The organism is Campylobacter sp. 2014D-0258 (assembly GCF_008000495.1).
Taxonomy (GTDB): domain Bacteria; phylum Campylobacterota; class Campylobacteria; order Campylobacterales; family Campylobacteraceae; genus Campylobacter_D; species Campylobacter_D jejuni.
On the sequence record NZ_VOAR01000011.1, the window covers coordinates 40,950 to 66,137 of the forward strand.

Here is a 25,188-nt window from a genome sequence, read left to right on the forward strand (position 1 = left end):
AAATATTAACATATTTTTATGCAAAGATTAAGTATTTTATAAAAAATTCTTATTTAATCTTTGAAGAATATATAATATAAAAAGATCTAAATTTTTTAGATCGAATTTTATTATAAGGAGTTAGGTTATGAATAAAAAATTATTAAGCATTATCGCAAGTACTACTTTGTTTTCAAATTTGGCTTTAGCAGATGAGAATTCTGGTTTTTTTATAGGTACTGATGCAGCTTGGATGCATGCTCAAGTAAAAAGTGAGTTAAAACATAAGAATACAAAGCGAAATTTTAATGGAGATATTTCAGGTAATATACCATCGTTTGGTCTAAAACTTGGATATCGTTTAAATGAAAATCATAGAATTTATGCTGGTTATAATTATTCTGATGAATTTAGTGATTTTATCAAAACTCCTAAAATTCAAATCGAAGGTGATTTTACTACACATAAATTTTTCACAGGTTATGATTTTACTCCTAAGCTTTTTGAAAAAACCAGAGCTGTTTTAGGTGTGTATGGAGGATATGCAAGAACAGATCTTACCTTAAAAACAAGCTTTTTATCTTTGTCGCAAAATTTTGACGGTTATTTTTATGGAGCGAAAATAGGTGCTTTATATGATTTAACACCACATAATGAAATAGAATTAGGCTTTAAAGCAGAGCAAATTCATTATAATTCTAGAAATTTTTATCAAAATAAAGTGGGTTCAAACTTTTACGATCCTAAACAAACAAATTATGGTGTATATTTAGGATATAATTATAAATTTTAATCTAATGCAAGTTTTTATAACTTGCATTAATGAAATCAACCTCCACCGATAAAGTATTTTTCAACATCATCAAGTAGTTTTTCACAAATTTGAGATTCTGTATTTTTTTCTACTACAAGATTGATATAAGTTTTAGTATCTCTGAAACTTCCTGCTGATTTTGAATTTTCACGAGTGAGTTTTTGATTCTCTTTAGTATATTCTATAGTGATGTTAAATTTTAGAGCAGCACTTGCTTCACCTAAATTCGTTTTTACTACCACATTCATTTTAGAAGCTTTAGCAAGTGTAGCTTGGGTTTTGTTTATGATCTCTTTAAAGCGTTGGCAAGAGCGTATAAGTGTAGCGATAAATTTGTTATCAAGTCCTTCATAAGCTACTTTGAGTTTGTTTTTGATATCTTTTGTACTTTCTTTTTCAGGGGCGACAAAAACCATGTAAAAACCATTTTTTATAGCTACATTGTCTGTTTTTACATCGCGTCCACTTGACATAACTTTAACATAAATGGCATTATCAAGATAAACACGATCTACCATAGGCCCATAAATTTCGTATTCTTTTTTTCGGACTATGACTTCACGAGCTAGGACATTTAATTTCACATTGGCTTCGTGGATAACAGGTTCCATTTCTTTTTTAATCTCTAAGAGTTCTTTTAACATCAACTTCCTTTTTGTTACTTAAAATTACAATTATATCAATAATTTTCTTAATTTAAGAATTTTACAAACACATTTACTAAAAATATGATACATTAAGTATTAATTTGAACAAAGGAGGAAAAGATGAAACAAATTTTTGAAATTTCAAATTCAGTCCAACAAAAAAATAAAGACAATACTTTTAATTTGCTACTGCAACTCTCACTCTAAAACTCAATTTTATTTTTAATCATTTTTTACATTTTTAATTTTTTATCATTGTTGTTAAGTTTTTGAATTTTTTAATTCATTTAGTCTGTTTGGTTTTAAAGGATTAAATCATGAAAGATAATAAAATCATAATCTTTGATACCACTTTGCGTGATGGAGAACAAGCTTTAGGCAGTTCTTTGAGTATCAATCAAAAATTACAAATCGCTTTAGCGCTTGAAAATTTAGGCGTAGATGTTATAGAAGCAGGTTTTCCGGTATCTTCACAAGGGGATTTTAAAGCGGTGCAAAAGATCGCTTCTAAGGTTAAAAACTCAACCATTTGTGCACTTTCTAGGGCATTGGATAAAGATATAGATATGGCTTATGAAGCTTTAAAAGTGGCAAAGCATTTTAGAATTCATACTTTTATAGCCACTTCGACTTTGCATATGCAAGATAAATTAAAAAAAGATTTTGATGAAATTTTGTCTATGGCAAAAAGAGCGATTATAAGAGCAAGATCTTATACTGATGATGTAGAATTCTCATGCGAAGATGCAGGAAGAACTCCGATAGATAATCTTTGTTTTATGGTGGAAAATGCGATAAAAGCAGGCGCTAAAACTATAAATATCCCAGATACCGTAGGCTATACCTTGCCAAGTGAATTTGCTAATATCATCAAAATTTTATTTAACAAAGTGCCAAATATAGACAAAGCTATCATTTCTGTGCATTGTCACAATGACTTAGGTATGGCAACGGGCAATAGTTTAAGTGCTATTTTACAAGGTGCAAGACAGATAGAATGCACTATAAATGGACTTGGCGAAAGGGCGGGTAATTGTGCTTTAGAAGAAGTGGTTATGGCGATAAAAACTAGGAAAGATTATTTAAAAGGTTTTTATACTGATATTAAATGTGAAAATATCTTTAAAACTTCAAAATTAGTTTCAGCTATCACTAATGAAAGCATACCTTCGCATAAAGCTATAGTGGGTAGCAATGCGTTTTCTCATAGTTCAGGCATTCATCAAGATGGAGTGCTTAAAAATAGGCAAACTTACGAGATCATAAGCCCTAGTGCCATAGGAATTCATGAAAATCGTATGTTAATGACGGCAAGAAGTGGAAGGGCTATGATAAAAACTTGCCTTGAAAATTTAGGCTATGATGAAAATACTTATAATTTAGATGATGTTTATGAGCGTTTTTTACGCCTTGCGGATAAAAAGGGTCAAGTGTATGATTATGATTTGGAAGCTTTGATGTTTTTAAGCTATGAAAATGAAGAAGAAAATAAATTTATACTTGAAAAATTAAGCGTGATTAGTGGCAATATCCCAACTGCTTGTGTTTGTATGCGTATTAAAGAAGAGTTAAAAACTGAAGCTTGCACAGGAAATGGTCCTGTTGAAGCAGTTTTTAACTGCATTGCTAGGATAACGAATTTAAAGCCTGCGCTAAAAGCTTATAGTATCAATGCAAAAAGTTCAGGGGTAGATGCTCAAGGACAAGTGGATGTGGATTTGGAATTTAAAGGGAGAAAATTCCATGGAAAAGGAATTTCAACAGATGTTATAGAAGCTTCAGCACAAGCTTTTGTGAGTGCTTACAATGCGATTTATCGCTCTTTAAAAGTAGAAGAAAGGAAAATGGCATGAAAACTTATAAAGTAGCTGTCTTAGCAGGAGATGGTATAGGGCCTTTGGTAATGAAAGAGGCTTTAAAAATTTTAACTTTTATCGCGCAAAAATACAATTTTAGTTTTGAATTTAATGAAGCTAAAATAGGCGGTGCAAGTATAGATGCTTATGGAGTGGCTTTAAGTGATGAAACTTTAAAGCTTTGTGAGCAAAGTGATGCGATTTTATTTGGCTCTGTTGGAGGGCCTAAGTGGGATAATTTGCCCATAGATCAAAGACCTGAAAGAGCCTCGCTTTTGCCTTTAAGAAAGCATTTTAATTTGTTTGCAAATTTGCGTCCTTGTAAAATTTATGAAAGTTTAACTCATACTTCACCTTTAAAAAATGAGATTATCCAAAAAGGAGTGGATATTTTATGTGTTAGAGAGCTTACAGGTGGGATTTATTTTGGTAAGCAAGATTTAGGTAAAGAAAGTGCGTATGATACTGAAATTTACACTAAAAAAGAGATAGAAAGGATAGCTCATATCGCTTTTGAAAGTGCAAGAATAAGAAAGAAAAAAGTGCATTTAATCGACAAGGCGAATGTTTTAGCAAGTTCTATTTTGTGGCGAGAAGTGGTGGCAAATGTTGCAAAAGATTATCAAGATATAAACTTAGAGTACATGTATGTGGATAATACTGCGATGCAGATTGTAAAAAATCCTAGCATTTTTGATGTTATGCTTTGTTCAAATCTTTTTGGTGATATTTTGAGTGATGAGTTAGCTGCCATTAATGGATCTTTGGGTTTGTTAAGTTCAGCAAGTTTAAACGATAAAGGTTTTGGACTTTATGAGCCAGCAGGTGGAAGTGCGCCTGATATAGCTCATTTAAATATAGCCAATCCCATAGCTCAAATTTTAAGTGCGGCTTTGATGTTAAAGTATAGTTTCAAAGAAGAACAAGCCGCACAGGATATAGAAAATGCTATATCTTTGGCATTGGCGCAAGGAAAAATGACCAAGGATTTAAATACTAAGTCGTATTTAAATACCGATGAAATGGGGGATTGTATTTTAGAAATTTTAAAGGAGAATAATAATGGCTAAAACTTTATATGAGAAAGTCTTTGATGCTCATGTGGTTTATGAAGGCAAAAACGAACTTCCTATACTTTATATCGATAGACATTTAATCCATGAAGTAACAAGCCCTCAAGCATTTTCAGGGCTTAAAATGGCTAAGCGTAGAATGGCAAGAGCGGATTTAACTTTGGCTACCATAGATCATGATGTTTCAACTAAAAGTGTGGATTTAAATGCTTGTTCTGATATGGCAAAAGAGCAAATTACAACTTTGATGCAAAATACTAAGGAATTTGGAGTAAGGCTTTTAGGACTTGGAGATAAAAATCAAGGCATAGTTCATATAGTAGGTCCTGAGCTTGGCTTTACTTTACCTGGGGTTACTTTAGTTTGTGGGGATTCTCATACGGCAACACATGGGGCTTTTGGAGCTTTAGCCTTTGGTATAGGCACGAGTGAAGTAGAGCATGTTATGGCAACGCAAACTTTAAAACAAGCCAAACTTAAAACCATGAAAATCGAATGTAAAGGGCAGTTTCAAAAAGGCGTTTATGCTAAGGATTTGATTTTGTATTTGATTGCACAATATGGCACAGCAAAAGGCACAGGCTATGCTATAGAATTTTGCGGAGAACTTATAAGAAATTTAAGCATGGAAGCTAGAATGACTCTTTGTAATATGGCTATAGAATTTGGAGCGAAAGTAGGTATGATAGCTCCTGATGAGATCACTTTTGAGTATATTAAGGGAAAGGAATTTGCACCTAAAGGAGAAGAATTTCAAAAGTATTGTGAGTATTGGAAGAGTTTAAGAAGTGATGAAGGAGCAAAATATGATGAGAGTATTACTCTAGATGTAAGCAAGATAAAACCACAAATTAGCTATGGAACAAATCCTTCGCAAGTGATTGGCATAGATGAAAAAATTCCAAAAATAAGTGATTTTAAAAATCAAAGTGAGCAAAAATCTTTGCTTGATGCTTTATCTTATGTAAATTTAGAGCAAGATCAAGTTATAGAAGGGGTAAAAATCGACATTGTATTTATAGGATCTTGCACAAATGGGCGTTTAGAAGATCTTAAAATAGCCGCTGATATCTTAAAAGGGCGCAAAATTCATAAAAATGTTAAAGCTTTAATTGTGCCTGGTTCAATGCAAGTAAGAAAAGAAGCTGAAAATTTAGGACTTGATAAGATTTTTATCGAGGCAGGGTGTGAGTGGAGATATGCAGGGTGTTCTATGTGTCTTGGTATGAATGATGACAAAGCAAATTCAGGTCAAAGAGTTGCTTCAACTTCAAATCGTAACTTTGTAGGCAGACAAGGCAAAGGTTCTATCACTCATTTGATGAGTCCTGCAAGTGCAGCAGCTTGTGCCATAGAAGGTGTTATTTGTGATAATAGAAAGTATTTAGGAGTTTAATATGCAAAAATTTATTATACACAAAGGTATAGCTTGTCCTTTAGAATATGCCAATATAGACACAGATCAAATTATACCTAAGCAATTTTTACTTGCAGTGTCTAAGCAAGGTTTTGGCAAGCATTTGTTTCATGATTTGCGTTATTTAGATGATAAAGAAAGTGTTTTAAATATGGATTTTAATCTCAATAAAAAAGAATATCAAAATAGCTCTATTTTGGTGAGTTTTGAAAATTTTGGTAGTGGCTCTTCAAGAGAGCATGCGCCTTGGGCTTTGGTTGATTATGGTATTAGAGCTATTATTGCACCTTCTTTTGCGGATATTTTTAAAAACAATGCCTTAGGAAACGGTTTGCTCACTATAGAACTTGCTAAAGATGAGGTTTTGGAAATAGTTGATGAGTTAAAAAAATCCCAAGATAAAAATATAGAAATTTCTTTGTTGGAAAAAAGAGTATTTTTTAAAGATAGGATTTTTTCTTTTGATTTAGATGATTTTCACAGAATTTGTCTTTTGGAAGGACTTGATAATATAGCTTTAACTTTAAAACATGAAGCACAAATCAAAGCCTATGAAAAAAACTCAAAAAGCTTTTTGGTTTAGAATTTTTTCATAAGCTAAAAAAGGATCTTGGTAATTAGGTATGTCGAAGTTTCCACAAAAATTAAAATCAAGCTTTTTAAAAAGCGAATTCATAGGAAAATTTTTACTATGAGTATCTGCTCTTAAACTTGCCTTGTGATTTTCCAAGGCAAAATTTTCGCAAAAATTTAAAAGTTTTTGTGCCACGCCTTTGCCTTTTGCATTTTGTTTGACAGCTAAACGGTGTAGATAAAAGGCTTTATCATCATAATTTTTGTTAAAAATAACTTGTTTGTAAAATTCAGGTTCAAATTTTTCATTGATACAGATAAAGCCTAAAATTTCATCATTTTCTTTAAACACATAAAGTTCTTGCGCTTGTATATCTTCTTGAAAAACTATTTCATTGGGATAATTCTCATCCCATTGGTGAAAATTCATAGTTTTCATAGCATTTAAAGCATCTTTTGTGATTTCAAGTATAGAATTTAAATCTTTATTGACGGCTTTTTGTATGATAGTGTTTTGCATGATAATCCTTTGTATAAGGAAGGGTGATGGTGGCTCCGATTGGACTTGAACCAACGGCCACTACCATGTCAAGGTAGTGCTCTACCAGCTGAGCTACGGAACCATATGGTGGAGCATAGCGGGTTCGAACCGCTGACCCCAACGCTGCCAGCGTTGTGCTCTCCCAGCTGAGCTAATGCCCCTTTATAAGTCTGAGATTTTATCGCAATATTACTTGTTTTTGGCTGAAAACTAAAATCAAATTTTTAATTTATGATGTAATATATGTATAAAAAGATTTATTTTTTATGAAAAATTAGAGAATTAATGAGAGTAATTTTACTATTTGATTAATTCTAAAATATCTCTTTTTTTTGTTAAGCTCAAGTTGTCTAGAATAATAAAAATATTTGGTCAAAACCAAAATTCCTATATGGAATTCTTTTTTCTTATCTAAAAATTTCTTAATATATTGATGAGCATTATTAATAATTTCCAATGCATCTTTTGGGCGACTTTTAAAATATTCAATTACTGCTGGCAAATTCTCATTATCAATCAAAGCAAAGTGATAATTTGGTTTTAAAGTTCCTTCCATAAACCAAGTTTCGCAAGTTATTTTTGGAGCTAAAACTAAAGAATTAGAATTCATAGCCCATTTTAAGTTGCTTGCTACATCGTTACCCTCTAAAGAAATTATAAATTTATATTTCATTTGTTCTTTTTTGTTTAAAAAGTTTTTTTTCCATTGGCTAGGTTGTTTTGAAGTATCTCCTATATCGCAAAAAGTTCTACCAAAATAAGAATCAAAAAATTCTTTTCGATGATTTTGATATACTGCTCCTCTAAATATTGCTATATCCTTTTTATTTTCATAGTTTATGTTATCTTTTAAAAAGCAAAAGTGCCTATTTTTATCAAGTTTTAATAAAATATTATTTATATTATTTTCCAAAGATCTCGATTTGCAAATAGTTGCTTCTTTAAAAGTATGTCTTACATCGCCAAATTCTTTATTCCATAAAAATTCATCTTTGAAGTATTTACTGACTTCATAAGCATCAAAAGCATAAGAGGTGCTTTTAAAAGGAAATTTTCCTATTTTTTCCTTTGCTGTAGGTGTAAAAAATTCATTTATTTGATTATAATATTTAACTCGAGTTTGTATTTCTTCTAAGTCTTTAATATTGTATTTTAAAATATCATTAAAAATTTTATCAAATTTATTTGAAAAAATATCTTGGTATAAAAGATATTCCTATTCCTCTTAAATTCATCAAAAGTCTTGATTGTAGCATTATAAAAAACCTAATAAATAAAATTTTTAATATTTTATCAAAAATTTAAGAATTTATAAACAATAAAATAACTTTTGACAAAACAATAGTATTTTAAATATTAAAAATAAGAATGGCAGACAGGAAGGGATTTGAACCCTCGAAAGCTTGCACTTTACACGCGTTCCAGGCGTGCTCCTTCAACCGCTCGGACACCTGTCTATGAAATAAAGCGTTTATTATATCTATAAAAGCTTTAAAAATAAAGAAATTTTTTAAATATTGAAAATAAAATTATTTTTTTTTAAAAATCAGAAAATTTTTAGTAAAAAGTAGTATAATTATATTTTTATTTTTAGTCAGGGTAGCTCAGCTGGTTAGAGCGCTGGTCTCATAAGCCGGAGGTCGGGAGTTCAAGTCTCCCCCTTGACACCATTAAGTGTAATAATTATTTTTTTTCTTTTGTTACTACAAAAACAATTCCACCAAAACCTATAATTACAACAGTTGTTATAAAAATGATTTCGAAAATATCTAACATCGTCATTGTTCTTTTGCCCTTTCTTTAAGCTGTCCACAAGCAGCTGAGATATCAAGTCCTTTACTTTCTCTTATAGTGCAAGTTACACCTTTATTACTTAGTAAATCTTGGAATTTAATCGCATTTTCTAAACTAGGGCGTTTATATAAACTTCCTTCATGTGGATTAAAGAGTATTAAATTCACTTTAGCTTTAATGCCATTTAAAAGCTTGACTAATTCTTTAGCGTGTTCAAGCTTATCATTGATACCATCAATTAAAAGATATTCAAACATCACTCTTTTTCTTTGATCTATAGGAAATTCACGCACCGCATCCATAATCGCAGCGATATTATAAGCTTTATTGATAGGCATAAGTTCGGTTCGAAGCTCATCATTAACCGCATGCAATGATATAGCAAGTAAAACACCTAAATTCATTTGACCTAATTCTTTGATTTGTTTTGCCAAACCGCTAGTACTGATGGTTTGACGGCGAGGACTTATAGCAAGTCCCTCATTTTGCGCTAAAATTTTTACCGCTTTAGAAACATTTTTAAGATTATCCAAAGGCTCGCCCATACCCATATATACTATATTTACACGGCGTTCATAAGGGATATTGTTTTGTTTTTTGATCCATAAAATTTGTCCGACTATCTCCCCTGCACTTAAATTTCTTTTCAAACCACCCTTGGCAGTAAGACAAAAACTACATCCACTTTTACAACCTACTTGAGAAGAAACACAGATAGTGTATCTTGCATGAGAAATTCTTTTGCCTTCTGCGTCTATTTTTTCTTCTTTCATAGGCAAAAGCACACTTTCTACCCTTAAACCATCAACGAGTTCAAAAAGATATTTTATACTTCCATCTTTACTTTGCTCATTTTTAACACATTTTACAGGAGAGAAATGAAAATTTTGCGCAAGTTCTAAACGTAGATCTTTTGGTAAACTTGACATATCGGAAAAATTATTGGCGTATTTTTGATAAATCCATTGATAAATTTGTTTCACGCGAAACATCGGTTTGATTTTTTCTCCTAATTCTTCAGGTAAAAAATCTAAAATATTAACAAGCTCTTTCAAAATTATTTTCCTTTTTTGAATTTTTAAATATAATGATATTTTTTTAAGTATTCTTCTAATTTTTCTTTTGCCTTTTGATGATTTTTTATAAAATCTTCGTGAGCGTTTTCATTGCAAAAATTTGTTGCACACAAAATACACTCTGCATCAATATTTAAATTTTTAGCTACGCTCAAAACAGAAAAGGCTTCCATATTTTCTGCAAAAAAACCTAATTTTGAAAATTCTTTTGCTGCTTTTGAATTTTGACAAATATAATTTGAAGAATTGATCTTGATTGTTTCACGAGAAACATTTTCTTTTTCTAAGCAAATTTCATATTTTGCAGGAGTATAAAATGCATGTGAAATTTTAGAAAATTCTACATTAAAAGCGTGCGAACTTCTATAAATTTCTAAAATCTCTCCCTTATCATAAAGCCCACAAGTTCCTATAAATATAAGTTTTGATGGTTTTTCTTTGAAGCAAAGTTGACTCAAATGAAAAGCTGATTCAACCAAACCTATGCCTATAGCTTTTGCAAAAGAAAAATTTTCATTTCCACCCGCACAAACAATCATTTTGATCCTTAGAAATTTTACAAAAAATAATTCTACCTAAAAAGACTTAATTAAGAATTTTTAGATAAAATTATTTCTTATGGTTAAAGCAAAAAAACAATACGGACAAAATTTTTTAATCGATAAAAGCGTATTAGCAAAAATCATCCAAGCCATACCCAAAGAGATGAACAATATCATTGAGATTGGGCCTGGCTTAGGTGATTTAACGCAAGAACTTTTAAAAATTTCTCAAGTAAAAGCTTATGAAATCGATAATGATCTCATACCTATTTTAAAAAAGAAATTTCAAAAAGAACTTGAATGTGGAAAATTTAACTTGATCCATCAAGACGCAAGCGAAGCTTTTAATCCTAGTCTTGATGAAAAACCATATTTTTTGGTTGCAAATTTGCCTTATTATGTTGCAAGTCACATTATATTAAAAGCTTTAGAAGATAAAAATTGTCTAGGGCTTATTGTAATGGTACAAAGGGAAATGGCTGAAAAATTCTGCGCTAAAGAAGGAAATAGTGAGTTTTCTTCCTTAGGTGTTTTAAGTGCAATGATTTGCGAAAGAAAAATACTTTTTGATGTTGATCCACAATGTTTTAATCCTCCACCAAAAGTTATGTCAGCGGTGATGAGTTTGATTAAAACTAAAGATTTTGATGAACTTTGCGAAATAGAAAATTTCAAAAATTTTCTAAAAGATTGTTTTAAAGCTCCTAGAAAACAACTCTTAGGAAATTTAAAAACATATAAAGCAAAAGTTTTAGAAGTTTTAAGCACTCTTGGCTTAAAAGAAAACATCAGACCACATGAAATTTGCGTTGATTTATACCTTAAAATTTATGACAAATTAAAGGATGAATATGGACGAAAACAAAGAGATAAATAAAAACGAACAAAATCCGAACTCAAATTCAAAAAACAATAAACGCTATAAATATAAAAATCGTAGAAAAAAATTAGCTGATTCTTTGCAAAATGAAAATGATACTCCAAAAATTGATCAAAATTCCAACAAGGAAAATTCTGAAAACTCAGAAAATAAAACTGAGAAAAAAAAGAAGAAAAATCGCAATCTTCCTTCAAAACTCACAGGTAATGAAGATTGGCAAATCGCTCTTGCAGAATGCATAGAAGCTAACCGTATTTCACATGAAAACCGCTTACACCCTTTAAAATATAATAATTCTAGCGAGCATAAAATCCGCATCACTCCTTTAGGAGGTTTAGGAGAAATTGGTGGAAATATCAGTGTTTTTGAAACCAATAAAGATGCAATTATAGTAGATATAGGTATGAGTTTTCCTGATGGAACTATGCATGGGGTAGATATTATCATCCCTGATTTTGACTATGTAAGAAAAATTAAAGATAAAATTCGTGGTATAGTGATCACTCATGCACACGAAGATCATATCGGTGCAGTGCCTTATTTCTTTAAAGAATTCCAATTTCCTATCTACGCTACACCTTTAGCTTTAGGAATGATTTCAAACAAATTTGAAGAACATGGCTTAAAAGCAGAACGCAAATGGTTTCGTCCTGTAGAAAAACGCAAAGTTTATGAAATAGGTGAATTTGATATAGAGTGGATCCACATCACGCATTCTATCATTGATGCTTCAGCACTTGCGATCAAAACAAAAGCAGGAACGATTATCCACACAGGTGATTTTAAAATCGATCAAACCCCAATCGATGGCTATCCAACAGACTTAGGACGTTTGGCGCATTATGGAGAAGAAGGAGTTTTATGTCTTTTAAGTGATAGTACAAATTCGTACAAAGAAGGTTATACAAAAAGTGAAAGCTCCGTAGGGCCAACTTTTGATCAAATCTTTGCACGTACTAAGGGTAGGGTGATCATGAGTACTTTTAGCTCTAATATCCACCGTGTTTATCAAGCTATCACTTATGGTTTAAAATACGGCAGAAAAGTTTGTGTTATCGGTCGTTCTATGGAAAGAAATCTTTATACCACTATGGAATTAGGCTATATTAAACTTGATAGAAAAATTTTCATCGATGCTGATGAAGTAAGCAAATACAAAGACAATGAAGTGCTTATTGTAACTACAGGAAGTCAAGGCGAAACCATGAGTGCGCTTTATAGAATGGCAACTGATGAGCATAAATTTATAAAGATTAAGCCTACAGATCAAGTAATCATTTCAGCTAAAGCTATACCAGGAAATGAAGCAAGCGTTTCTGCAGTACTTGACTATCTTTTAAAAGCAGGAGCTAAAGTAGCGTATCAAGAATTTAGTGAAATTCATGTAAGCGGACACGCTAGTATAGAAGAGCAAAAGCTTATGCTAACTCTTACTAAACCTAAATTTTTCTTACCGGTTCATGGGGAATACAACCATATCACCAAACACAAAGAAACAGCAATGAAGTGCGGTATCCCTGAAAGAAATATTTATCTTATGAGTGATGGCGATCAAGTAGAACTTTGCCAAAAATATGTCAAACGCATAAAAACCGTAAAAACAGGTAAAGTTTTTGTAGATAATCAAATCAACAAACAAATCGCCGATGATGTAGTTATAGATCGCCAAAAACTTGCAGATAGTGGTATAGTAGTTATTATCGCACAAATTGACAAAGCTACAAAAACACTGATCAACAAACCAAGAGTATTTAGCTATGGGCTAGTAGCTGACAAACACGATCATGCTTTTAGCAAAGATATGGCTGAAGTTTTAGGACAATTTTTCATCAATGTTAAAGATGAAGTACTCAATGATCCAAGATTTTTAGAAAATCAAATCCGCCAAGTTTTAAGAAAGCATATCTTTAGAAAGATTAAAAAATACCCAACCATAGTTCCAACTATTTTTGTAATGTAAAAAAGGGCAAAAACGCCCTTTTTAAGGAAGATCAAATGAGAATTAATAAATTTATATCCCATAACACCCGTTATTCACGCCGTGAAGCTGATGAACTTATCAAACAAGGCTTAGTAAAAATAAACAACAAAATTGCCCTTTTAAGCGATGAAGTTAAATTTGATGATAAAGTTTTTGTTAAAGGTAAAAGAGTGCAAAAAAGAACGCAATTTAGCGTGATAATCTACCATAAACAAAAAGGTGAAATTGTCAGTAAAAAAGACGATCGTGGAAGAAAAACTATATACGATACCTTGCCAAGACAATTTAGTACTTGGCTTAGCGTAGGTAGATTGGATTATGCAAGCGAGGGCTTGCTTTTGCTTACAGATTCTCCTGTGATTGCCGATGCTTTAATGCATAGCGATTTAGAAAGAGAATACTACCTTAAAGTTAAAGGCACGGTGAGCAAACAAGTCATTGAAGCGATGCAAAATGGACTTGAGATTAAAAATGAAAAAAAAGGCGCACATGCAAAAACTAAAATTACCTCTATGAGTTTTGCTCCTTTTATAGACTTTGAAATTTTTGGATCAAGTGGAGGTTATACTAAGCTTAGAGTGGTTATAAATGAAGGTAAAAATAGAGAGCTTAGACGCTTTTTTGGACATTTTGATCTTGAAGTCATGGATCTTAAGCGTGTTGCTTTTGGGGCTTTAGATCTTGGTATGTTGAAGGCGGGAAAACATCGTTATTTAGAAAATGGCGAATATGAAAAATTAAGAGATTTTTTAAAATTTAATGAAATAAGATATTGACCATTATATACAAAAATTTAAAAAATAATGATAATTTTTAAATTCTAAAAATTCTATTTTTATCCTTTTTAAAAGGAAAATAATAGAAAAATTTCATCAAATTCCTTGACTTTGAAAACAAGATTTTATATACTCTCATTTCAATTTTTATAAATTGGTTAGTTTTTAACTAACGAGTTCTTTTTAAAGGAAATATTATGGAAAGAATTAGGCTTAAGCTAAAAGCTTATGACCATCGAGTACTAGACAGAACAGTTGCAGCAATCGTAGAAGCTGTTAAAAGAACAGGTGCGGATATCAGAGGTCCGATACCAATGCCTACTAAAATCAAACGCTATACAGTTTTAAAATCTCCACACATTAACAAAGATTCTCGTGAGCAGTTTGAAATAAGAATTCACGCGCGTATGCTAGATATAGTAGCAGCGACTCCAGATACAGTTGATTCTTTAACTAAGCTTGATTTAGCGCCAGAAGTAAGCGTTGAAGTAAGAGCTATGGGTAAGTAAGGATAAGATATGGAATATATTGTAGAAAAAATCGGAATGAGCAGAACAATTACTAATCCAAGTATCGCTGTAACTTTACTAAGAGTTGTGAATGCAAAAGTATGTGAAGTTGAAGGCGGAAAGGCTTTAGTAGCATATCCAAAAGGTAAAGCAAGTAATAAATGTGTCGCAGGACAACAAAAAAAGTATAATCTTTCTGCAGAATACAATAGATTTGCGACTTTAGAAGTAGCAAACACTGAAGCAGGAGATTTAGATGAAACTCCATTAAATGAAGCAAAAATTTTAAAAGTAAGCTTTAACACTAAAGGTAGAGGTTATAGCGGTGTTATGAAAAGACATAACTTTGCAGGGGGTCCAGCAAGTCACGGTTCTAGATTTCACAGACGCCACGGATCTATTGGTAATAGAGAATGGCCAGGTCGTGTTCAACCAGGTATGAAAATGGCAGGACATTATGGAAATACTAAAGTGACCGTTAAAAACGAAGTTGTATCTTATGATGCTGAAAACAAAATTTTAGTAGTTAAAGGTGCAGTACCAGGTTATAATGGTGCTATGGGTAAAATAAGGATTGCAAAATGAGTAAAGTAGTTGTTTTAAATGATAAATTAGAAAAAGCAGGTGAACTTGATTTACCTTCAAAATATGCGGAAGTAAATCCACACAATCTTTACTTATATGTAAAATCTTACCTTGCAAGTTTAAGAGCAAATACAGCTCATACTAAAGGTAGAAGTGATGTAAGTGGTGGTGGTAAAAAACCTTGGAGACAAAAAGGTCGTGGCGGTGCTAGAGCGGGTTCAACAAGAACTAACGTTTGGGTAGGCGGTGCGGTTGCTTTTGGTCCAACAAATGAAAGAAACTACTTCCAAAAAGTAAATAAAAAACAAAAAAGATTGGCGCTTGAAAGAGCTTTAGCAGATAAAGCAGCTAAAGGTGCGTTATTTACTGCTGATTCTTTGGCTATTGAAAGTGGCAAAACAAAAGATGCAAACGCTGTGATTAAAAAACTTGGCGTCAAAGATGCTTTAATCGTTAAAGATTTACTAGATGAAAAAACACTTTTAGCTTACAGAAATTTAGCAAATTGCTATGTAGTTGATGTAACTGAAGTAAATGCTTATTTAGTATCTGTATTTAATGCTGTTATCATAGAAAAATCAGCGTTAGAATCTATTACAAAAGAGGGATAATTATGGCAGATATTACTGATATAAAGACTATACTTTACACAGAAAAAAGTTTGAATTTGCAAGAGCAAGGTGTCGTAGTTATTCAAACTTCACCAAAGATGACTAAAACAGGCTTAAAAGCGGTTTTAAAAGAGTATTTTGGTGTAACTCCAAAAAGCATCAATTCTTTAAGAATGGATGGAAAAGTTAAGCGTTTTAGAGGTCGTTTAGGTCAAAGAAACGATTACAAAAAATTCTATGTTAAGCTACCTGAAGGTGTTAGCTTAGAAAATACGGAGGCTTAAGATGGCAATTAAAACTTATAAACCATATACTCCAAGTAGAAGATATATCACAGGTTTAAGTTCTGAAGATATTACAGCTAAACCAAGTGTACGCTCACTACTTGTTAAACTTCCAGCACACGCGGGTCGTAACAGCTATGGAAGAATTACAAGTCGTCATAAAGAAGCGGGTGCTAAAAAACTTTACAGAATTATTGATTTTAAACGTCGTAAATTCGGTATAGAAGGTAAAGTAGAAGCGATCGAGTATGATCCATACAGAAATTGTAGAATTGCTTTGATTGCTTATAAAGATGGGGAAAAAAGATATATTCTTCAACCACGTGGATTAAGTGTTGGCGATATCGTTGCAGCTGCTGAAAGCGGACTTGATATTAAACCAGGTAATGCAATGAAACTTAAAAACATTCCTGTGGGTACTATTGTTCATAATGTTGAGTTAAAACCAGGTAAAGGCGGTCAAATGATCCGTTCTGCAGGTGCTTACGCACAACTTATGGGTAAAGAAGAAAAATATGTTATTTTAAGACTTGCAAGTGGCGAAATGAGACAAGTTTTAGCTGAATGTATGGCAAGTATCGGTGAAGTTGGAAATGAAGAATGGGCTAATGTAACTATCGGTAAAGCAGGTAGAAATCGCCATAGAGGTATCCGCCCGCAAACTCGTGGTTCTGCAATGAACCCAGTAGATCACCCGCACGGTGGGGGTGAAGGTAAGAAAAATTCAGGCCGTCATCCAGTAACTCCATGGGGTAAACCAACCAAAGGTGCGAAAACTCGTCGTAAAAAAGCTAGCGATAAGCTAATAATTTCAAGAAGAAAAGGAAAGTAAGATGGCTAGATCACTAAAAAAAGGTCCTTTTGTTGATGATCATGTAATGAAAAAAGTCATCGCTGCTAAAAAGGCTAATGATAATAAACCAATTAAAACTTGGTCAAGAAGAAGCACAATTACTCCTGATATGATAGGACTTACATTTAATGTTCATAATGGTAAAAGCTTCATTCCGGTTTATATTACTGAAAATCACATCGGTTATAAACTTGGTGAATTTGCTCCAACACGCACATTCAAAGGGCATAAAGGCTCTGTGCAAAAGAAAATTGGTAAGTAAGGGATAAGATATGAGTAAAGCATTAATTAAATTCATAAGATTATCTCCAACTAAAGCAAGATTGATTGCTAGAGAAGTTCAGGGGATGAATGCAGAATTAGCTATGGCTAGTTTAAAATTTATGCCAAATAAAGGTGCAAAATACATCGCAAATGCAATTTCAAGTGCAGTAGCAAATGGTGGCTTTGAAGCAAACGAAGTGGTTGTAAAAAGTTGTCGTGTTGACGCAGCTGCGGTATTAAAAAGATTTAGACCAAGAGCTAGAGGAAGTGCAAGTCGTATTAGAAAACCAACTTCACATATTTTAGTAGAAGTGGCAAAAGCAGAAGTGAAAGCTGAAGAGAAAAAAACAGTAGCTAAAAAAGCTCCAGCTAAAAAAACAACAAGCACTAAAAAAGCAACAGCGAAAAAGGAAAGCTAATGGGACAAAAAGTTAATCCAATTGGTCTAAGACTAGGAATCAATAGAAACTGGGAATCAAGATGGTTTCCAACTAAAGCAAATTTAGTAGAAAATATCGGTGAAGATTACAAAATCAGAGCTTTCTTAAAAAGAAAACTTTATTACGCAGGAATTAGTCAAATTTTAGTAGAAAGAACTGCTAAAAAACTTCGCGTTACTGTAGTTGCTGCAAGACCAGGTATCATCATCGGTAAAAAAGGTAGTGATGTTGATAATTTAAGAAAAGAATTGCAAGATTTAATCGGTAAAGATGTAAATATCAATATCAAAGAAGAAAGAAAAGCAGGAGCTTCAGCTCAACTTGCTGCTGAAAGTGTTGCAACTCAACTTGAAAAAAGAATTGCTTTTAGAAGAGCGATGAAAAAAGTAATTCAAGGTGCGCAAAAAGCAGGTGCTAAAGGGATTAAAGTTTCAGTTTCTGGTCGTTTAGGCGGTGCTGAAATGGCAAGAACAGAATGGTATCTTGAAGGACGCGTTCCACTTCATACTTTAAGAGCAAAAATCGATTATGGTTTTGCAGAAGCTAGAACTACTTATGGAAACATAGGGGTTAAAGTATGGATCTTTAAAGGTGAAGTATTGCACAAAGGTATGCAACCTGAAAAAACTGAAGAAAGTGCTCCAGCTAAAAAGCCAAGACGCACAAGAAGGGGTAAATAATCATGTTAATGCCAAAAAGAACTAAATATCGCAAAATGATGAAAGGGCGTAACAGAGGTTATGCTAATCGTGGAACAGAATTTACTTTTGGTGAATTTGCATTAAAAGCAACTGAAGCAGGACGCATTAACTCACGCCAAATCGAAGCAGCGCGTATCGCTTTAACTCGTTTTGTTAAAAGACAAGGAAAAACTTGGATTAGAGTTTTCCCAGATAAGCCTTTGACAAAAAAACCTTTAGAAACTCGTATGGGTAAAGGTAAAGGTGCTGTTGAAGAATGGGTAATGAATATCAAACCAGGCCGTATCATTTATGAAATGGCAGGAGTAAGCGAAGAAATGGCAAGAGAAGCATTGACTTTAGCTATGCATAAACTTCCATTTAAAACTAAGTTTGTTACAAGAGAGAGCCAAAATGAAATATACTGAGATTAAAGATAAAACAGCAGCTGAGCTTGCAACAATGCTAAAAGAAAAAAAGGTGCTTTTATTCACTTTAAAACAAAAGCTAAAAACAATGCAACTTACTAATCCAAAAGAGATTAGCCAAGTAAAAAAAGACATTGCTAGAATAAATACAGCAATTAACGCTTTAAGATAAGGATAGAAAATGGCATTTAAAAGAGAAATTCAAGGCGTTGTTGTTAAAATCGCTGGTGAAAAAACCGCAAGTGTTTTGGTTGAAAGAAAAGTGGTTCATCCAAGATATAGAAAAATTGTTAAACGCTTTAAAAAATATCTAATTCATGATGAGAGAAATGAAGTTAAAGTTGGTGATACTGTTGTTGCAGTAGAATGCAGACCACTTTCAAAAAGAAAATCATTTCGCTTAAAATCTGTATTAGCTACAGGAGTTGAGTAATGATTCAAAGTTTTACAAGACTTGCAGTTGCTGATAATAGCGGTGCAAAAGAATTAATGTGTATCAAGGTTTTAGGGGGTAGCAAAAGAAGATACGCTACCGTAGGTGATGTAATCGTTGCATCTGTTAAAAAAGCTTTACCAAATGGAAAAGTTAAAAAAGGTCAAGTGGTAAAAGCGGTTATCGTTAGAACTAAAAAAGAAATTCATAGAGATAATGGTTCTTTGATTCGTTTTGATGAAAATGCTGCAGTTATTCTTGATAACAAAAGAGAGCCTATCGGAACTCGTATCTTTGGGCCAGTGGGCAGAGAAGTTAGATATGGTGGCTTTATGAAAATCGTTTCACTAGCACCGGAGGTATTATAATGGCGGTTAAATTAAAAATCAAAAAAGGTGATAGCGTTAAGGTTATCACAGGTGATGATAAAGGTAAAACAGGTAAAGTTTTAGCGGTATATCCAAAAACGCTTAAAGTGGTAGTTGAAGGATGTAAAATCGCTAAAAAAGCTATTAAGCCGAGTGAGAAAAACCCAAATGGTGGTTTTATCAATAAAGAAATGCCAATGGATATTTCCAATGTGGCAAAAGTTCAGGAGTAAGCGATGATGAGATTAAAAGAAAAATACAATCAAAGCATTAAACCTGCATTGGTTAAAGAATTTGATATCAAAAATCCTATGCTTATCCCTGTGATCGAAAAAGTAGTTATTAGCGTAGGTGCTGGTGAGTTGGCTAAAGATCAAAAAGTATTGCAAAATGTTGCAGATACTATTTCTTTAATTGCAGGACAAAAGGCTGTGATTACTAAAGCTAAAAAATCAGTTGCAGGATTTAAAGTTCGCGAAGGTTTTCCTGTGGGTGTAATGGTAACTTTAAGAAAAGAAAATATGTATGCTTTTCTTGATAAATTAATTTCTATTGCCTTGCCAAGGGTGAAAGACTTTAGAGGTTTAAGTAGAGATGGTTTTGATGGACACGGAAACTACAACTTCGGTCTTGATGAGCAGTTGATGTTCCCAGAAGTGGAGTATGATAAAATTTTAAGAACTCATGGTATGAACATTTCTATAGTTACAACAGCACAAAATGACAAACAGGCACAAAAGTTATTAGAACTTATCGGTGTGCCATTTACAAAAGGAAAGTAAGATGGCTAAAAAATCAATGATTGCAAAAGCGGCACGCAAGCCTAAATTTAAGGTTAGAGCTTATACAAGATGCCAAATTTGTGGGCGTCCGCATTCGGTTTATAGAGATTTTGGAATTTGTAGAGTTTGCTTAAGAAAAATGGGCAACGAAGGTTTGATTCCAGGTCTTAAGAAAGCAAGTTGGTAAGGATAAAATATGATAAATGATATTATTTCAGATTCACTCACTCGTATCAGAAATGCAGGAATGAGAAAGCTTGAAACAACCAAGCTTTTACATTCTAAAGTTGTAGAAGCTTTAGTTGGAATTTTTCAAGCTAAGGGCTATATTGAGAGTTTTAATGTTATTGAAGAAGATAAAAAGAAATTTATCAATGTAGTTTTAAAATACGATGAAAAAGGTAAGAGTGTTATCAATGAGCTTAAAAGAATTTCTAAGCCTGGTCGTCGTGTTTATAAAGGTAAAGATGAAATCAAGCGTTTTAAAAATGGTTATGGTACTATCGTAGTTAGCACAAGTCATGGTGTTTTAGCTAATGATGAAGCTTATAAAGCAGGTGTTGGCGGCGAAATTTTATGTACCATTTGGTAAAAAATCTGCTTTTTATGGCATTGGGTATCCATTCTTTTAAAAAAGTAGAAATATCCTAGACAAATAAAAAGGAAAAATATGTCTCGTATAGGTAAACAACCGATTGCTATTCCAGCAGGAGTAGAAGTAAAATTAGAAGGAAATTTGCTTAAATTTAAAAAAGGAAATTTAGCAAAAGAACTTGATACTAAAGCAAATGTAAATGTTGAGATTAAAGATAATAATATTCTTTTTTCTCCAAAAGGTGAAGACAGACAAAGTAGAGCTTATTGGGGAACTTACAGAGCTTTAGCTTACAATATCGTTGTAGGTTTAACTCAAGGTTTTTCAAAAACTCTTGAAATCAATGGAGTTGGTTATAAAGCAGCTTTAAAAGGTAAAGTTTTAGAACTAAGCCTTGGTTTTTCTCATCCTATTAATTATGATATTCCAGAAGGAATTGAAATTGTAGTGGATAAAAATACTATTGCAGTTAAAGGAAGTGATAAACAAGTTGTAGGTCAAGTTGCTGCTCAAATTCGTGAATTTAGACCACCAGAGCCATATAAAGGAAAAGGCGTTAAGTATTCTGATGAACGCATTATCCGCAAAGCTGGTAAGACATCTAAGAAGTAAGGGTAGAATATGAGAGCAAATGTATTAAAAAGAAAACTAACTTTAAGAATCAAAAGAAAAAAAAGAATTAGAGCGAAAATTTCAGGTTGTGAAAATTTTCCAAGAATTTCTGTATTTAAATCGAACAGAACTCTATATATCCAAGCGATTGATGATGTAAAAGCTGTAACTTTAGCAGCAGTTGATGGACGCAAACTTGGCGTTAAAGCAAATAAAGAAGGTGCTAAAAAAATCGCTGCTGAATTTGCTAAAATTTTAAAAGCTAAAAAGATAGAACAAGCTGTTTTTGATAGAAATGGTTATGTGTATCATGGCGTTATTGCAGCATTGGCTGAATCTTTAAGAGAAAATGGCATTAGGCTATAAGGGGTAAATCGATGGAAAAATATAATAGAGAAGAATTTGAAGAAGTAATCGTCGATATCGGCAGAGTTACTAAGGTTGTTAAAGGTGGTAGAAGATTTAGATTTACTGCTTTAGTTATCGTTGGAAACCGCAAAGGTTTAGTAGGTGTTGGTTATGGTAAGGCTAAGGAAGTTCCAGATGCTATCCGTAAAGCTGTTGACGATGCGTTTAAAAATATCGTTGAAGTTAAAACTAAAGGCTCAACTATCGCTCACGATGTAGAGGTAAAATATAATGCAAGTAGAATTTTACTTAAACCAGCTAGTGAAGGTACAGGAGTTATCGCAGGTGGTTCTACACGCCCTATCGTGGAACTTGCAGGTATTAAAGACATCTTAACCAAGTCTTTGGGTTCAAATAATTCAGCTAATGTGGTTCGTGCTACAATCAAAGCTTTAACAATGTTAAAAGGATAAGAAGATGAATTTAACAAAAGCAGCGGGTTCAACGCATAAAACTAAAAGAATTGGCCGTGGTCAAGGTTCTGGCATGGGTAAGACTGCTACTAAAGGGGGTAAAGGTCAAACTGCTAGAAAAGGTTATAATGAAAAAAGAGGTTTTGAAGGGGGTCAACAACCGCTTCAAAGAAGACTACCAAAAGTAGGTTTTACTTCTAAAATTCAAAAACCTTATGTGATCAATGTTGAAAAAATCACAGCTATAAAAGAGCTTAGTGAAATTACATTTGAGAGCGTTAAAAGTGTTCACAAAATTTCAAAATCTGTGAATAAAATCAAATTAATTGGTGCAAGTGCAAAAGACTTAGTATCAAAAATCAAAGACGAGAATATTAGCGTCACCGGATCAAAATAATGAATAGAGCATTGACGAATAAGATTTTAATCACCTTAGCATTTTTGTTTGCTTATAGGGTTCTGGCTTATGTGCCAGTTCCTGGCGTCAATGCTGATGTGATTGCGGAATTTTTTAATAACAATCAAAACAATGCTTTGGGTTTATTTAATGTTTTTAGTGGTGGAGCGGCTGAACGCTTTTCTATCATTTCTTTAGGTATTATGCCTTATATTACTGCTTCTATTATTATGGAGCTTCTTGCAGCAACTTTTCCAAATATTGGTAAGATGAAAAAAGAGCGTGATAGTATGCAAAAATATATGCAAATTATCCGTTATGCGACTATTGTGATTACTTTGGTTCAAAGTATAGGCGTTGCTATAGGTTTGCAAAGCTTGCACGGTCGTGGTGGTGCAGGGGCTATAATGGTGGAAGATTTAAATATGTTTATCGCACTTTGTGCTATTTCTATGCTTGCAGGAACTATGCTTTTAATGTGGCTTGGCGAACAAATCACACAAAGAGGTATAGGAAATGGTATTTCTTTAATCATTTTTGCAGGTATTGTTTCAGGTATTCCAAGAGCGATTTCAGGAACTGTAGGGCAAATCAATTCAGGCGAGATGAATTTCTTAACCGCTTTTGCAATTTTTGCTTTGATTTTAATCACCATAGGCGTGATTATTTATGTAGAACTTGGAGAAAGAAGAATTCCTATTTCTTATTCTCGTAAAGTTGTAATGCAAAATCAAAACAAACGCATTATGAATTATATTCCTATTAAACTCAATCTTAGTGGGGTTATTCCACCGATTTTTGCTAGTGCGATTTTGATGTTTCCAACAACAATTTTACAAACTAGTACAAATCCTTATCTACAAGCCATTAATGACTTTTTAAATCCAAATGGTTATTTGTTTCATGTTTTAACCTTCTTGTTTGTAATTTTCTTTGCTTATTTTTATGCTTCTATTGTATTTAACGCTAAAGATATAGCAGAAAATTTGAAAAAACAAGGCGGTTTTATCCCTGGAATTCGTCCAGGTGAAGGAACTTCAAATTATCTTAACGAAGTGGCTTCTCGTTTAACTTTATCAGGTTCTATTTATTTAGGACTTGTTGCAACCTTGCCTTGGGTTTTGGTGAAATTTATGGGTGTGCCTTTTCATTTTGGCGGTACTTCCGTACTTATTGTAGTTCAAGTAGCACTTGATACGATGAGAAAAATTGAAGCTCAAATTTATATGAGTAAATACCAAACTTTAAGTGCGGTAGGTTTGTAATAAAATTAGCAAGATTTTTCTTGCTAATTTATCCTAGGTTTTTGCTTTAAAAATAAAAACACAATGCATACTATAAAAATTACTATTGACCATATTAAAAAAGCATCTACAAGACCCATTTGTCTAACGATAGGTTGAGAGATAATAGGACTTAAAAATTGTCCTAAAAATATACAACTTGCTAAAATTCCATAAGCCCTAGCGCGAGCATTTTCAGGACAGATTGAAAAAAGATAAGCCGTATTATTTACAAGCATAATGCCTCCACCCATTCCAAGCAAAGCTAAGGCGATTAAAACTGTAAAAAAGCTATCTACTAAAAAAAGCAGCAAAAAAGAACAAGATACGATAAAAAGAGTTAAAACATAGATAGTTTTAATACTTAAGAATTTTATAATATATCTATAGCTTAGAGAGAAAAAACCATAACATAGTGCAGATACAGACATCGAAATACCTATATATTTAGGATCCAATCCCAAATGTTCTTCTATATAGTAAGGAAGTTGAGTTGGCGAAATATAATAAACTACCATGATAAAAAAACCTATAAAATAGATAGGGAAAAATTGCCAATAATTTGTTTTTGCTTCTATTTTTGTATGATTATAGAATTTAAATTTTCTAGGTTCAAAAAGATAAATGATAGCCATTAAGGTAATTAAAATTCCAAGTCCATATACTAAAAAAGGATAACGCCAAGAATAACTCGAAACAAATCCTGCAATAGAAATAAAAACAGCACCCCCTACCGCACAAAAAAATCCTTGAAGACTTAAAGCATTTTCTCTGCGATTAAAGCCACCACGACTATAATAATCTCCAAGTAAAGCCGAAGCGCCTGTCATTATAAAAGCAGTTGCCATACCAAAAATAGCTCTTGAAGTCAGTATAGCATAAATATCATTTAAGAAAAAGCCACTTACTCCAGAAATAGTCCAAACCACCATAGCTGGAAGAATGAATTTTAATTTGCCAAATTTATCCATTAAAATACCAGCAAATGGAGATAAAATGACAACAAAAATAGCAGGGATGGTTAAAACTAAGCGAACAAGTATATCAAGATGAGCTAATGTGAAACTTGAAGCAAGAGTAGCGCCACTTTGGGTTAAAAGTTCTTCAAAATGTCTGTTGATAGCAGGCAGAGCAGATGAAATGACCACACTTCCTAGCATAGTCATAGCGGCCATAGAAAACACAGCCGCTTTAAATCCGGACTTTTCAGTAATTTGAATTATTTTTTTATCCATTTTCGTGTCATTTGGATGAAATTTATAAGTTTTGCCATTCATAATTTTTGCCTTTTTTG

The 25,188-nt window shown here is 32.7% G+C and carries 36 protein-coding genes and 4 tRNA genes; 30 read left to right on the forward strand and 10 right to left on the reverse strand.

Translation table 11 applies throughout. The features are described from left to right. Window positions 1-127 precede the first annotated feature (127 nt). Window positions 128-772 carry an outer membrane beta-barrel protein gene (locus SR62_RS01110; protein WP_002872302.1) on the forward strand — a complete coding sequence of 215 codons (645 nt, stop codon included), beginning with the start codon at window positions 128-130 and terminating at the stop codon, window positions 770-772. Window positions 773-807: 35 nt separating this feature from the next. Here SR62_RS01110 and SR62_RS01115 read toward each other — a convergent pair whose 3' ends face one another. Next, window positions 808-1,437 (reverse strand): hypothetical protein, encoded by a 630-nt coding sequence (locus SR62_RS01115; RefSeq protein ID WP_052794994.1) that lies wholly within the window; start codon window positions 1,435-1,437, stop codon window positions 808-810. A gap of 320 nt (window positions 1,438-1,757) precedes the next feature. Here SR62_RS01115 and leuA point away from each other — a divergent pair, with 320 nt between their 5' ends. Genes leuA through leuD form a run of 4 tightly spaced genes read left to right on the forward strand, consistent with a single transcriptional unit; the run spans window position 1,758 to window position 6,369 of the window. Beyond that, on the forward strand, window positions 1,758-3,293 hold the full coding sequence (leuA, locus tag SR62_RS01120; protein WP_002922281.1) for a 2-isopropylmalate synthase: 1,536 nt from the start codon (window positions 1,758-1,760) through the stop codon (window positions 3,291-3,293). Continuing rightward, window positions 3,290-4,366, forward strand: a complete 1,077-nt coding sequence (gene leuB / locus SR62_RS01125) for a 3-isopropylmalate dehydrogenase (protein WP_052794992.1) — start codon at window positions 3,290-3,292, stop codon at window positions 4,364-4,366. The genes leuA and leuB overlap by 4 nt, the downstream gene beginning before the upstream one ends. After that, window positions 4,353-5,765, forward strand: a complete 1,413-nt coding sequence (leuC, locus tag SR62_RS01130) for a 3-isopropylmalate dehydratase large subunit (RefSeq protein WP_074484131.1) — start codon at window positions 4,353-4,355, stop codon at window positions 5,763-5,765. Before leuB ends, leuC begins: the two co-directional genes overlap by 14 nt. A 1-nt stretch (window position 5,766) precedes the next feature. Beyond that, window positions 5,767-6,369 carry a 3-isopropylmalate dehydratase small subunit gene (gene leuD, locus SR62_RS01135; protein ID WP_002901774.1) on the forward strand — a complete coding sequence of 201 codons (603 nt, stop codon included), beginning with the start codon at window positions 5,767-5,769 and terminating at the stop codon, window positions 6,367-6,369. Here the strand turns inward: leuD and SR62_RS01140 are convergent. From SR62_RS01140 to SR62_RS01160, 5 genes are all read right to left on the reverse strand, one after another. Further along, complete coding sequence (locus SR62_RS01140) at window positions 6,349-6,879, reverse strand: GNAT family N-acetyltransferase (protein WP_002783539.1); 531 nt, start codon at window positions 6,877-6,879, stop codon at window positions 6,349-6,351. The two genes, leuD and SR62_RS01140, sit on opposite strands and share 21 nt — an antisense overlap. A gap of 27 nt (window positions 6,880-6,906) precedes the next feature. Further along, a tRNA-Val gene (locus SR62_RS01145) sits at window positions 6,907-6,982 on the reverse strand. A 3-nt stretch (window positions 6,983-6,985) separates the two neighbouring features. After that, window positions 6,986-7,061 (reverse strand) — tRNA-Ala (locus SR62_RS01150). A gap of 113 nt (window positions 7,062-7,174) precedes the next feature. Further along, window positions 7,175-7,813 (reverse strand): glycosyl transferase family 90, encoded by a 639-nt coding sequence (locus SR62_RS09275; RefSeq protein WP_251817522.1) that lies wholly within the window; start codon window positions 7,811-7,813, stop codon window positions 7,175-7,177. 456 nt (window positions 7,814-8,269) lie between these two features. Beyond that, window positions 8,270-8,357: transfer RNA gene (locus tag SR62_RS01160), tRNA-Ser, on the reverse strand. A 136-nt stretch (window positions 8,358-8,493) separates the two neighbouring features. Between SR62_RS01160 and SR62_RS01165 the strand changes: the two genes are divergently transcribed. Further along, window positions 8,494-8,570, forward strand: a tRNA-Met gene (locus SR62_RS01165). A 13-nt stretch (window positions 8,571-8,583) separates the two neighbouring features. On the opposite strand, the gene SR62_RS01170 is transcribed toward SR62_RS01165, so the two are convergent. From SR62_RS01170 to SR62_RS01180, 3 genes are read right to left on the reverse strand one after another with little or no spacing between them, the layout of a single operon-like run. After that, window positions 8,584-8,682 carry a hypothetical protein gene (locus SR62_RS01170; RefSeq protein ID WP_002860136.1) on the reverse strand — a complete coding sequence of 33 codons (99 nt, stop codon included), beginning with the start codon at window positions 8,680-8,682 and terminating at the stop codon, window positions 8,584-8,586. Further along, window positions 8,679-9,749, reverse strand: a complete 1,071-nt coding sequence (gene rlmN / locus SR62_RS01175; RefSeq protein WP_070308664.1) for a 23S rRNA (adenine(2503)-C(2))-methyltransferase RlmN — start codon at window positions 9,747-9,749, stop codon at window positions 8,679-8,681. Before rlmN ends, SR62_RS01170 begins: the two co-directional genes overlap by 4 nt. Window positions 9,750-9,772: 23 nt before the next feature. Continuing rightward, entirely contained in the window at window positions 9,773-10,309 is a 537-nt protein-coding gene (locus SR62_RS01180; protein WP_002859707.1) for a purine-nucleoside phosphorylase, read from the reverse strand. Between the two features lie 79 nt (window positions 10,310-10,388). On the opposite strand from SR62_RS01180, the gene rsmA reads away from it, so the two are divergent. The 24 genes from rsmA to secY all read left to right on the forward strand — a co-directional run bounded on the left by rsmA (window position 10,389) and on the right by secY (window position 23,876). Next, on the forward strand, window positions 10,389-11,189 hold the full coding sequence (gene rsmA, locus SR62_RS01185; protein ID WP_002860133.1) for a 16S rRNA (adenine(1518)-N(6)/adenine(1519)-N(6))-dimethyltransferase RsmA: 801 nt from the start codon (window positions 10,389-10,391) through the stop codon (window positions 11,187-11,189). Next, on the forward strand, window positions 11,158-13,152 hold the full coding sequence (locus tag SR62_RS01190; protein WP_074484132.1) for a ribonuclease J: 1,995 nt from the start codon (window positions 11,158-11,160) through the stop codon (window positions 13,150-13,152). The genes rsmA and SR62_RS01190 overlap by 32 nt, the downstream gene beginning before the upstream one ends. Before the next feature lie 35 nt (window positions 13,153-13,187). Then, window positions 13,188-13,949 (forward strand): pseudouridine synthase, encoded by a 762-nt coding sequence (locus tag SR62_RS01195; protein WP_002853086.1) that lies wholly within the window; start codon window positions 13,188-13,190, stop codon window positions 13,947-13,949. A gap of 197 nt (window positions 13,950-14,146) precedes the next feature. Continuing rightward, complete coding sequence (gene rpsJ, locus SR62_RS01200; RefSeq protein WP_002779353.1) at window positions 14,147-14,458, forward strand: 30S ribosomal protein S10; 312 nt, start codon at window positions 14,147-14,149, stop codon at window positions 14,456-14,458. A 9-nt stretch (window positions 14,459-14,467) separates the two neighbouring features. Continuing rightward, a complete protein-coding gene (rplC, locus tag SR62_RS01205) occupies window positions 14,468-15,043 on the forward strand; it encodes a 50S ribosomal protein L3 (protein WP_002779987.1) in 576 nt (191 codons plus the stop codon). Then, window positions 15,040-15,654 carry a 50S ribosomal protein L4 gene (gene rplD, locus SR62_RS01210; RefSeq protein ID WP_002791636.1) on the forward strand — a complete coding sequence of 205 codons (615 nt, stop codon included), beginning with the start codon at window positions 15,040-15,042 and terminating at the stop codon, window positions 15,652-15,654. The genes rplC and rplD overlap by 4 nt, the downstream gene beginning before the upstream one ends. A 2-nt stretch (window positions 15,655-15,656) precedes the next feature. Then, on the forward strand, window positions 15,657-15,938 hold the full coding sequence (locus tag SR62_RS01215; RefSeq protein ID WP_002856384.1) for a 50S ribosomal protein L23: 282 nt from the start codon (window positions 15,657-15,659) through the stop codon (window positions 15,936-15,938). A 1-nt stretch (window position 15,939) separates the two neighbouring features. Then, window positions 15,940-16,770: a 50S ribosomal protein L2 gene (gene rplB / locus SR62_RS01220; RefSeq protein ID WP_002825501.1), complete on the forward strand. Its 831-nt coding sequence runs from the start codon at window positions 15,940-15,942 to the stop codon at window positions 16,768-16,770. 1 nt (window position 16,771) lies between these two features. Beyond that, window positions 16,772-17,053 (forward strand): 30S ribosomal protein S19, encoded by a 282-nt coding sequence (gene rpsS / locus SR62_RS01225; RefSeq protein ID WP_002851509.1) that lies wholly within the window; start codon window positions 16,772-16,774, stop codon window positions 17,051-17,053. Window positions 17,054-17,063: 10 nt separating this feature from the next. After that, window positions 17,064-17,474 (forward strand): 50S ribosomal protein L22, encoded by a 411-nt coding sequence (gene rplV, locus SR62_RS01230; protein ID WP_002892034.1) that lies wholly within the window; start codon window positions 17,064-17,066, stop codon window positions 17,472-17,474. Next, window positions 17,474-18,175: a 30S ribosomal protein S3 gene (gene rpsC, locus SR62_RS01235; RefSeq protein WP_002851138.1), complete on the forward strand. Its 702-nt coding sequence runs from the start codon at window positions 17,474-17,476 to the stop codon at window positions 18,173-18,175. The genes rplV and rpsC overlap by 1 nt, the downstream gene beginning before the upstream one ends. 2 nt (window positions 18,176-18,177) lie before the next feature. Beyond that, complete coding sequence (gene rplP / locus SR62_RS01240; protein ID WP_002779441.1) at window positions 18,178-18,603, forward strand: 50S ribosomal protein L16; 426 nt, start codon at window positions 18,178-18,180, stop codon at window positions 18,601-18,603. After that, window positions 18,590-18,775, forward strand: coding sequence for a 50S ribosomal protein L29 (gene rpmC, locus SR62_RS01245; protein WP_002851566.1), 186 nt, complete (start codon window positions 18,590-18,592; stop codon window positions 18,773-18,775). The genes rplP and rpmC overlap by 14 nt, the downstream gene beginning before the upstream one ends. Window positions 18,776-18,784: 9 nt before the next feature. Further along, the gene (gene rpsQ, locus SR62_RS01250) at window positions 18,785-19,036 is read left to right on the forward strand and encodes a 30S ribosomal protein S17 (RefSeq protein WP_002851549.1); all 252 of its coding nucleotides are present in this window, start codon (window positions 18,785-18,787) and stop codon (window positions 19,034-19,036) included. Beyond that, entirely contained in the window at window positions 19,036-19,404 is a 369-nt protein-coding gene (rplN, locus tag SR62_RS01255; RefSeq protein WP_002779438.1) for a 50S ribosomal protein L14, read from the forward strand. The genes rpsQ and rplN overlap by 1 nt, the downstream gene beginning before the upstream one ends. Beyond that, the gene (gene rplX / locus SR62_RS01260) at window positions 19,404-19,637 is read left to right on the forward strand and encodes a 50S ribosomal protein L24 (RefSeq protein WP_002779437.1); all 234 of its coding nucleotides are present in this window, start codon (window positions 19,404-19,406) and stop codon (window positions 19,635-19,637) included. The genes rplN and rplX overlap by 1 nt, the downstream gene beginning before the upstream one ends. Before the next feature lie 3 nt (window positions 19,638-19,640). After that, window positions 19,641-20,186, forward strand: a complete 546-nt coding sequence (gene rplE / locus SR62_RS01265) for a 50S ribosomal protein L5 (RefSeq protein ID WP_002892038.1) — start codon at window positions 19,641-19,643, stop codon at window positions 20,184-20,186. A gap of 1 nt (window position 20,187) precedes the next feature. Next, window positions 20,188-20,373 carry a type Z 30S ribosomal protein S14 gene (locus tag SR62_RS01270; protein ID WP_002851478.1) on the forward strand — a complete coding sequence of 62 codons (186 nt, stop codon included), beginning with the start codon at window positions 20,188-20,190 and terminating at the stop codon, window positions 20,371-20,373. Between the two features lie 9 nt (window positions 20,374-20,382). Next, window positions 20,383-20,778: a 30S ribosomal protein S8 gene (gene rpsH, locus SR62_RS01275; RefSeq protein WP_002851353.1), complete on the forward strand. Its 396-nt coding sequence runs from the start codon at window positions 20,383-20,385 to the stop codon at window positions 20,776-20,778. A 78-nt stretch (window positions 20,779-20,856) separates the two neighbouring features. Continuing rightward, a complete protein-coding gene (gene rplF / locus SR62_RS01280; RefSeq protein ID WP_002851302.1) occupies window positions 20,857-21,393 on the forward strand; it encodes a 50S ribosomal protein L6 in 537 nt (178 codons plus the stop codon). A 9-nt stretch (window positions 21,394-21,402) separates the two neighbouring features. Continuing rightward, window positions 21,403-21,759, forward strand: a complete 357-nt coding sequence (gene rplR, locus SR62_RS01285; RefSeq protein WP_002855946.1) for a 50S ribosomal protein L18 — start codon at window positions 21,403-21,405, stop codon at window positions 21,757-21,759. Between the two features lie 11 nt (window positions 21,760-21,770). Beyond that, window positions 21,771-22,214, forward strand: a complete 444-nt coding sequence (gene rpsE, locus SR62_RS01290) for a 30S ribosomal protein S5 (RefSeq protein ID WP_002779428.1) — start codon at window positions 21,771-21,773, stop codon at window positions 22,212-22,214. A gap of 4 nt (window positions 22,215-22,218) precedes the next feature. After that, the gene (rplO, locus tag SR62_RS01295) at window positions 22,219-22,611 is read left to right on the forward strand and encodes a 50S ribosomal protein L15 (protein WP_002860828.1); all 393 of its coding nucleotides are present in this window, start codon (window positions 22,219-22,221) and stop codon (window positions 22,609-22,611) included. After that, entirely contained in the window at window positions 22,611-23,876 is a 1,266-nt protein-coding gene (gene secY, locus SR62_RS01300) for a preprotein translocase subunit SecY (protein WP_002860827.1), read from the forward strand. The genes rplO and secY overlap by 1 nt, the downstream gene beginning before the upstream one ends. A gap of 23 nt (window positions 23,877-23,899) precedes the next feature. Here secY and SR62_RS01305 read toward each other — a convergent pair whose 3' ends face one another. After that, entirely contained in the window at window positions 23,900-25,171 is a 1,272-nt protein-coding gene (locus SR62_RS01305; RefSeq protein ID WP_002892040.1) for an MFS transporter, read from the reverse strand. Window positions 25,172-25,188: the final 17 nt, after the last annotated feature.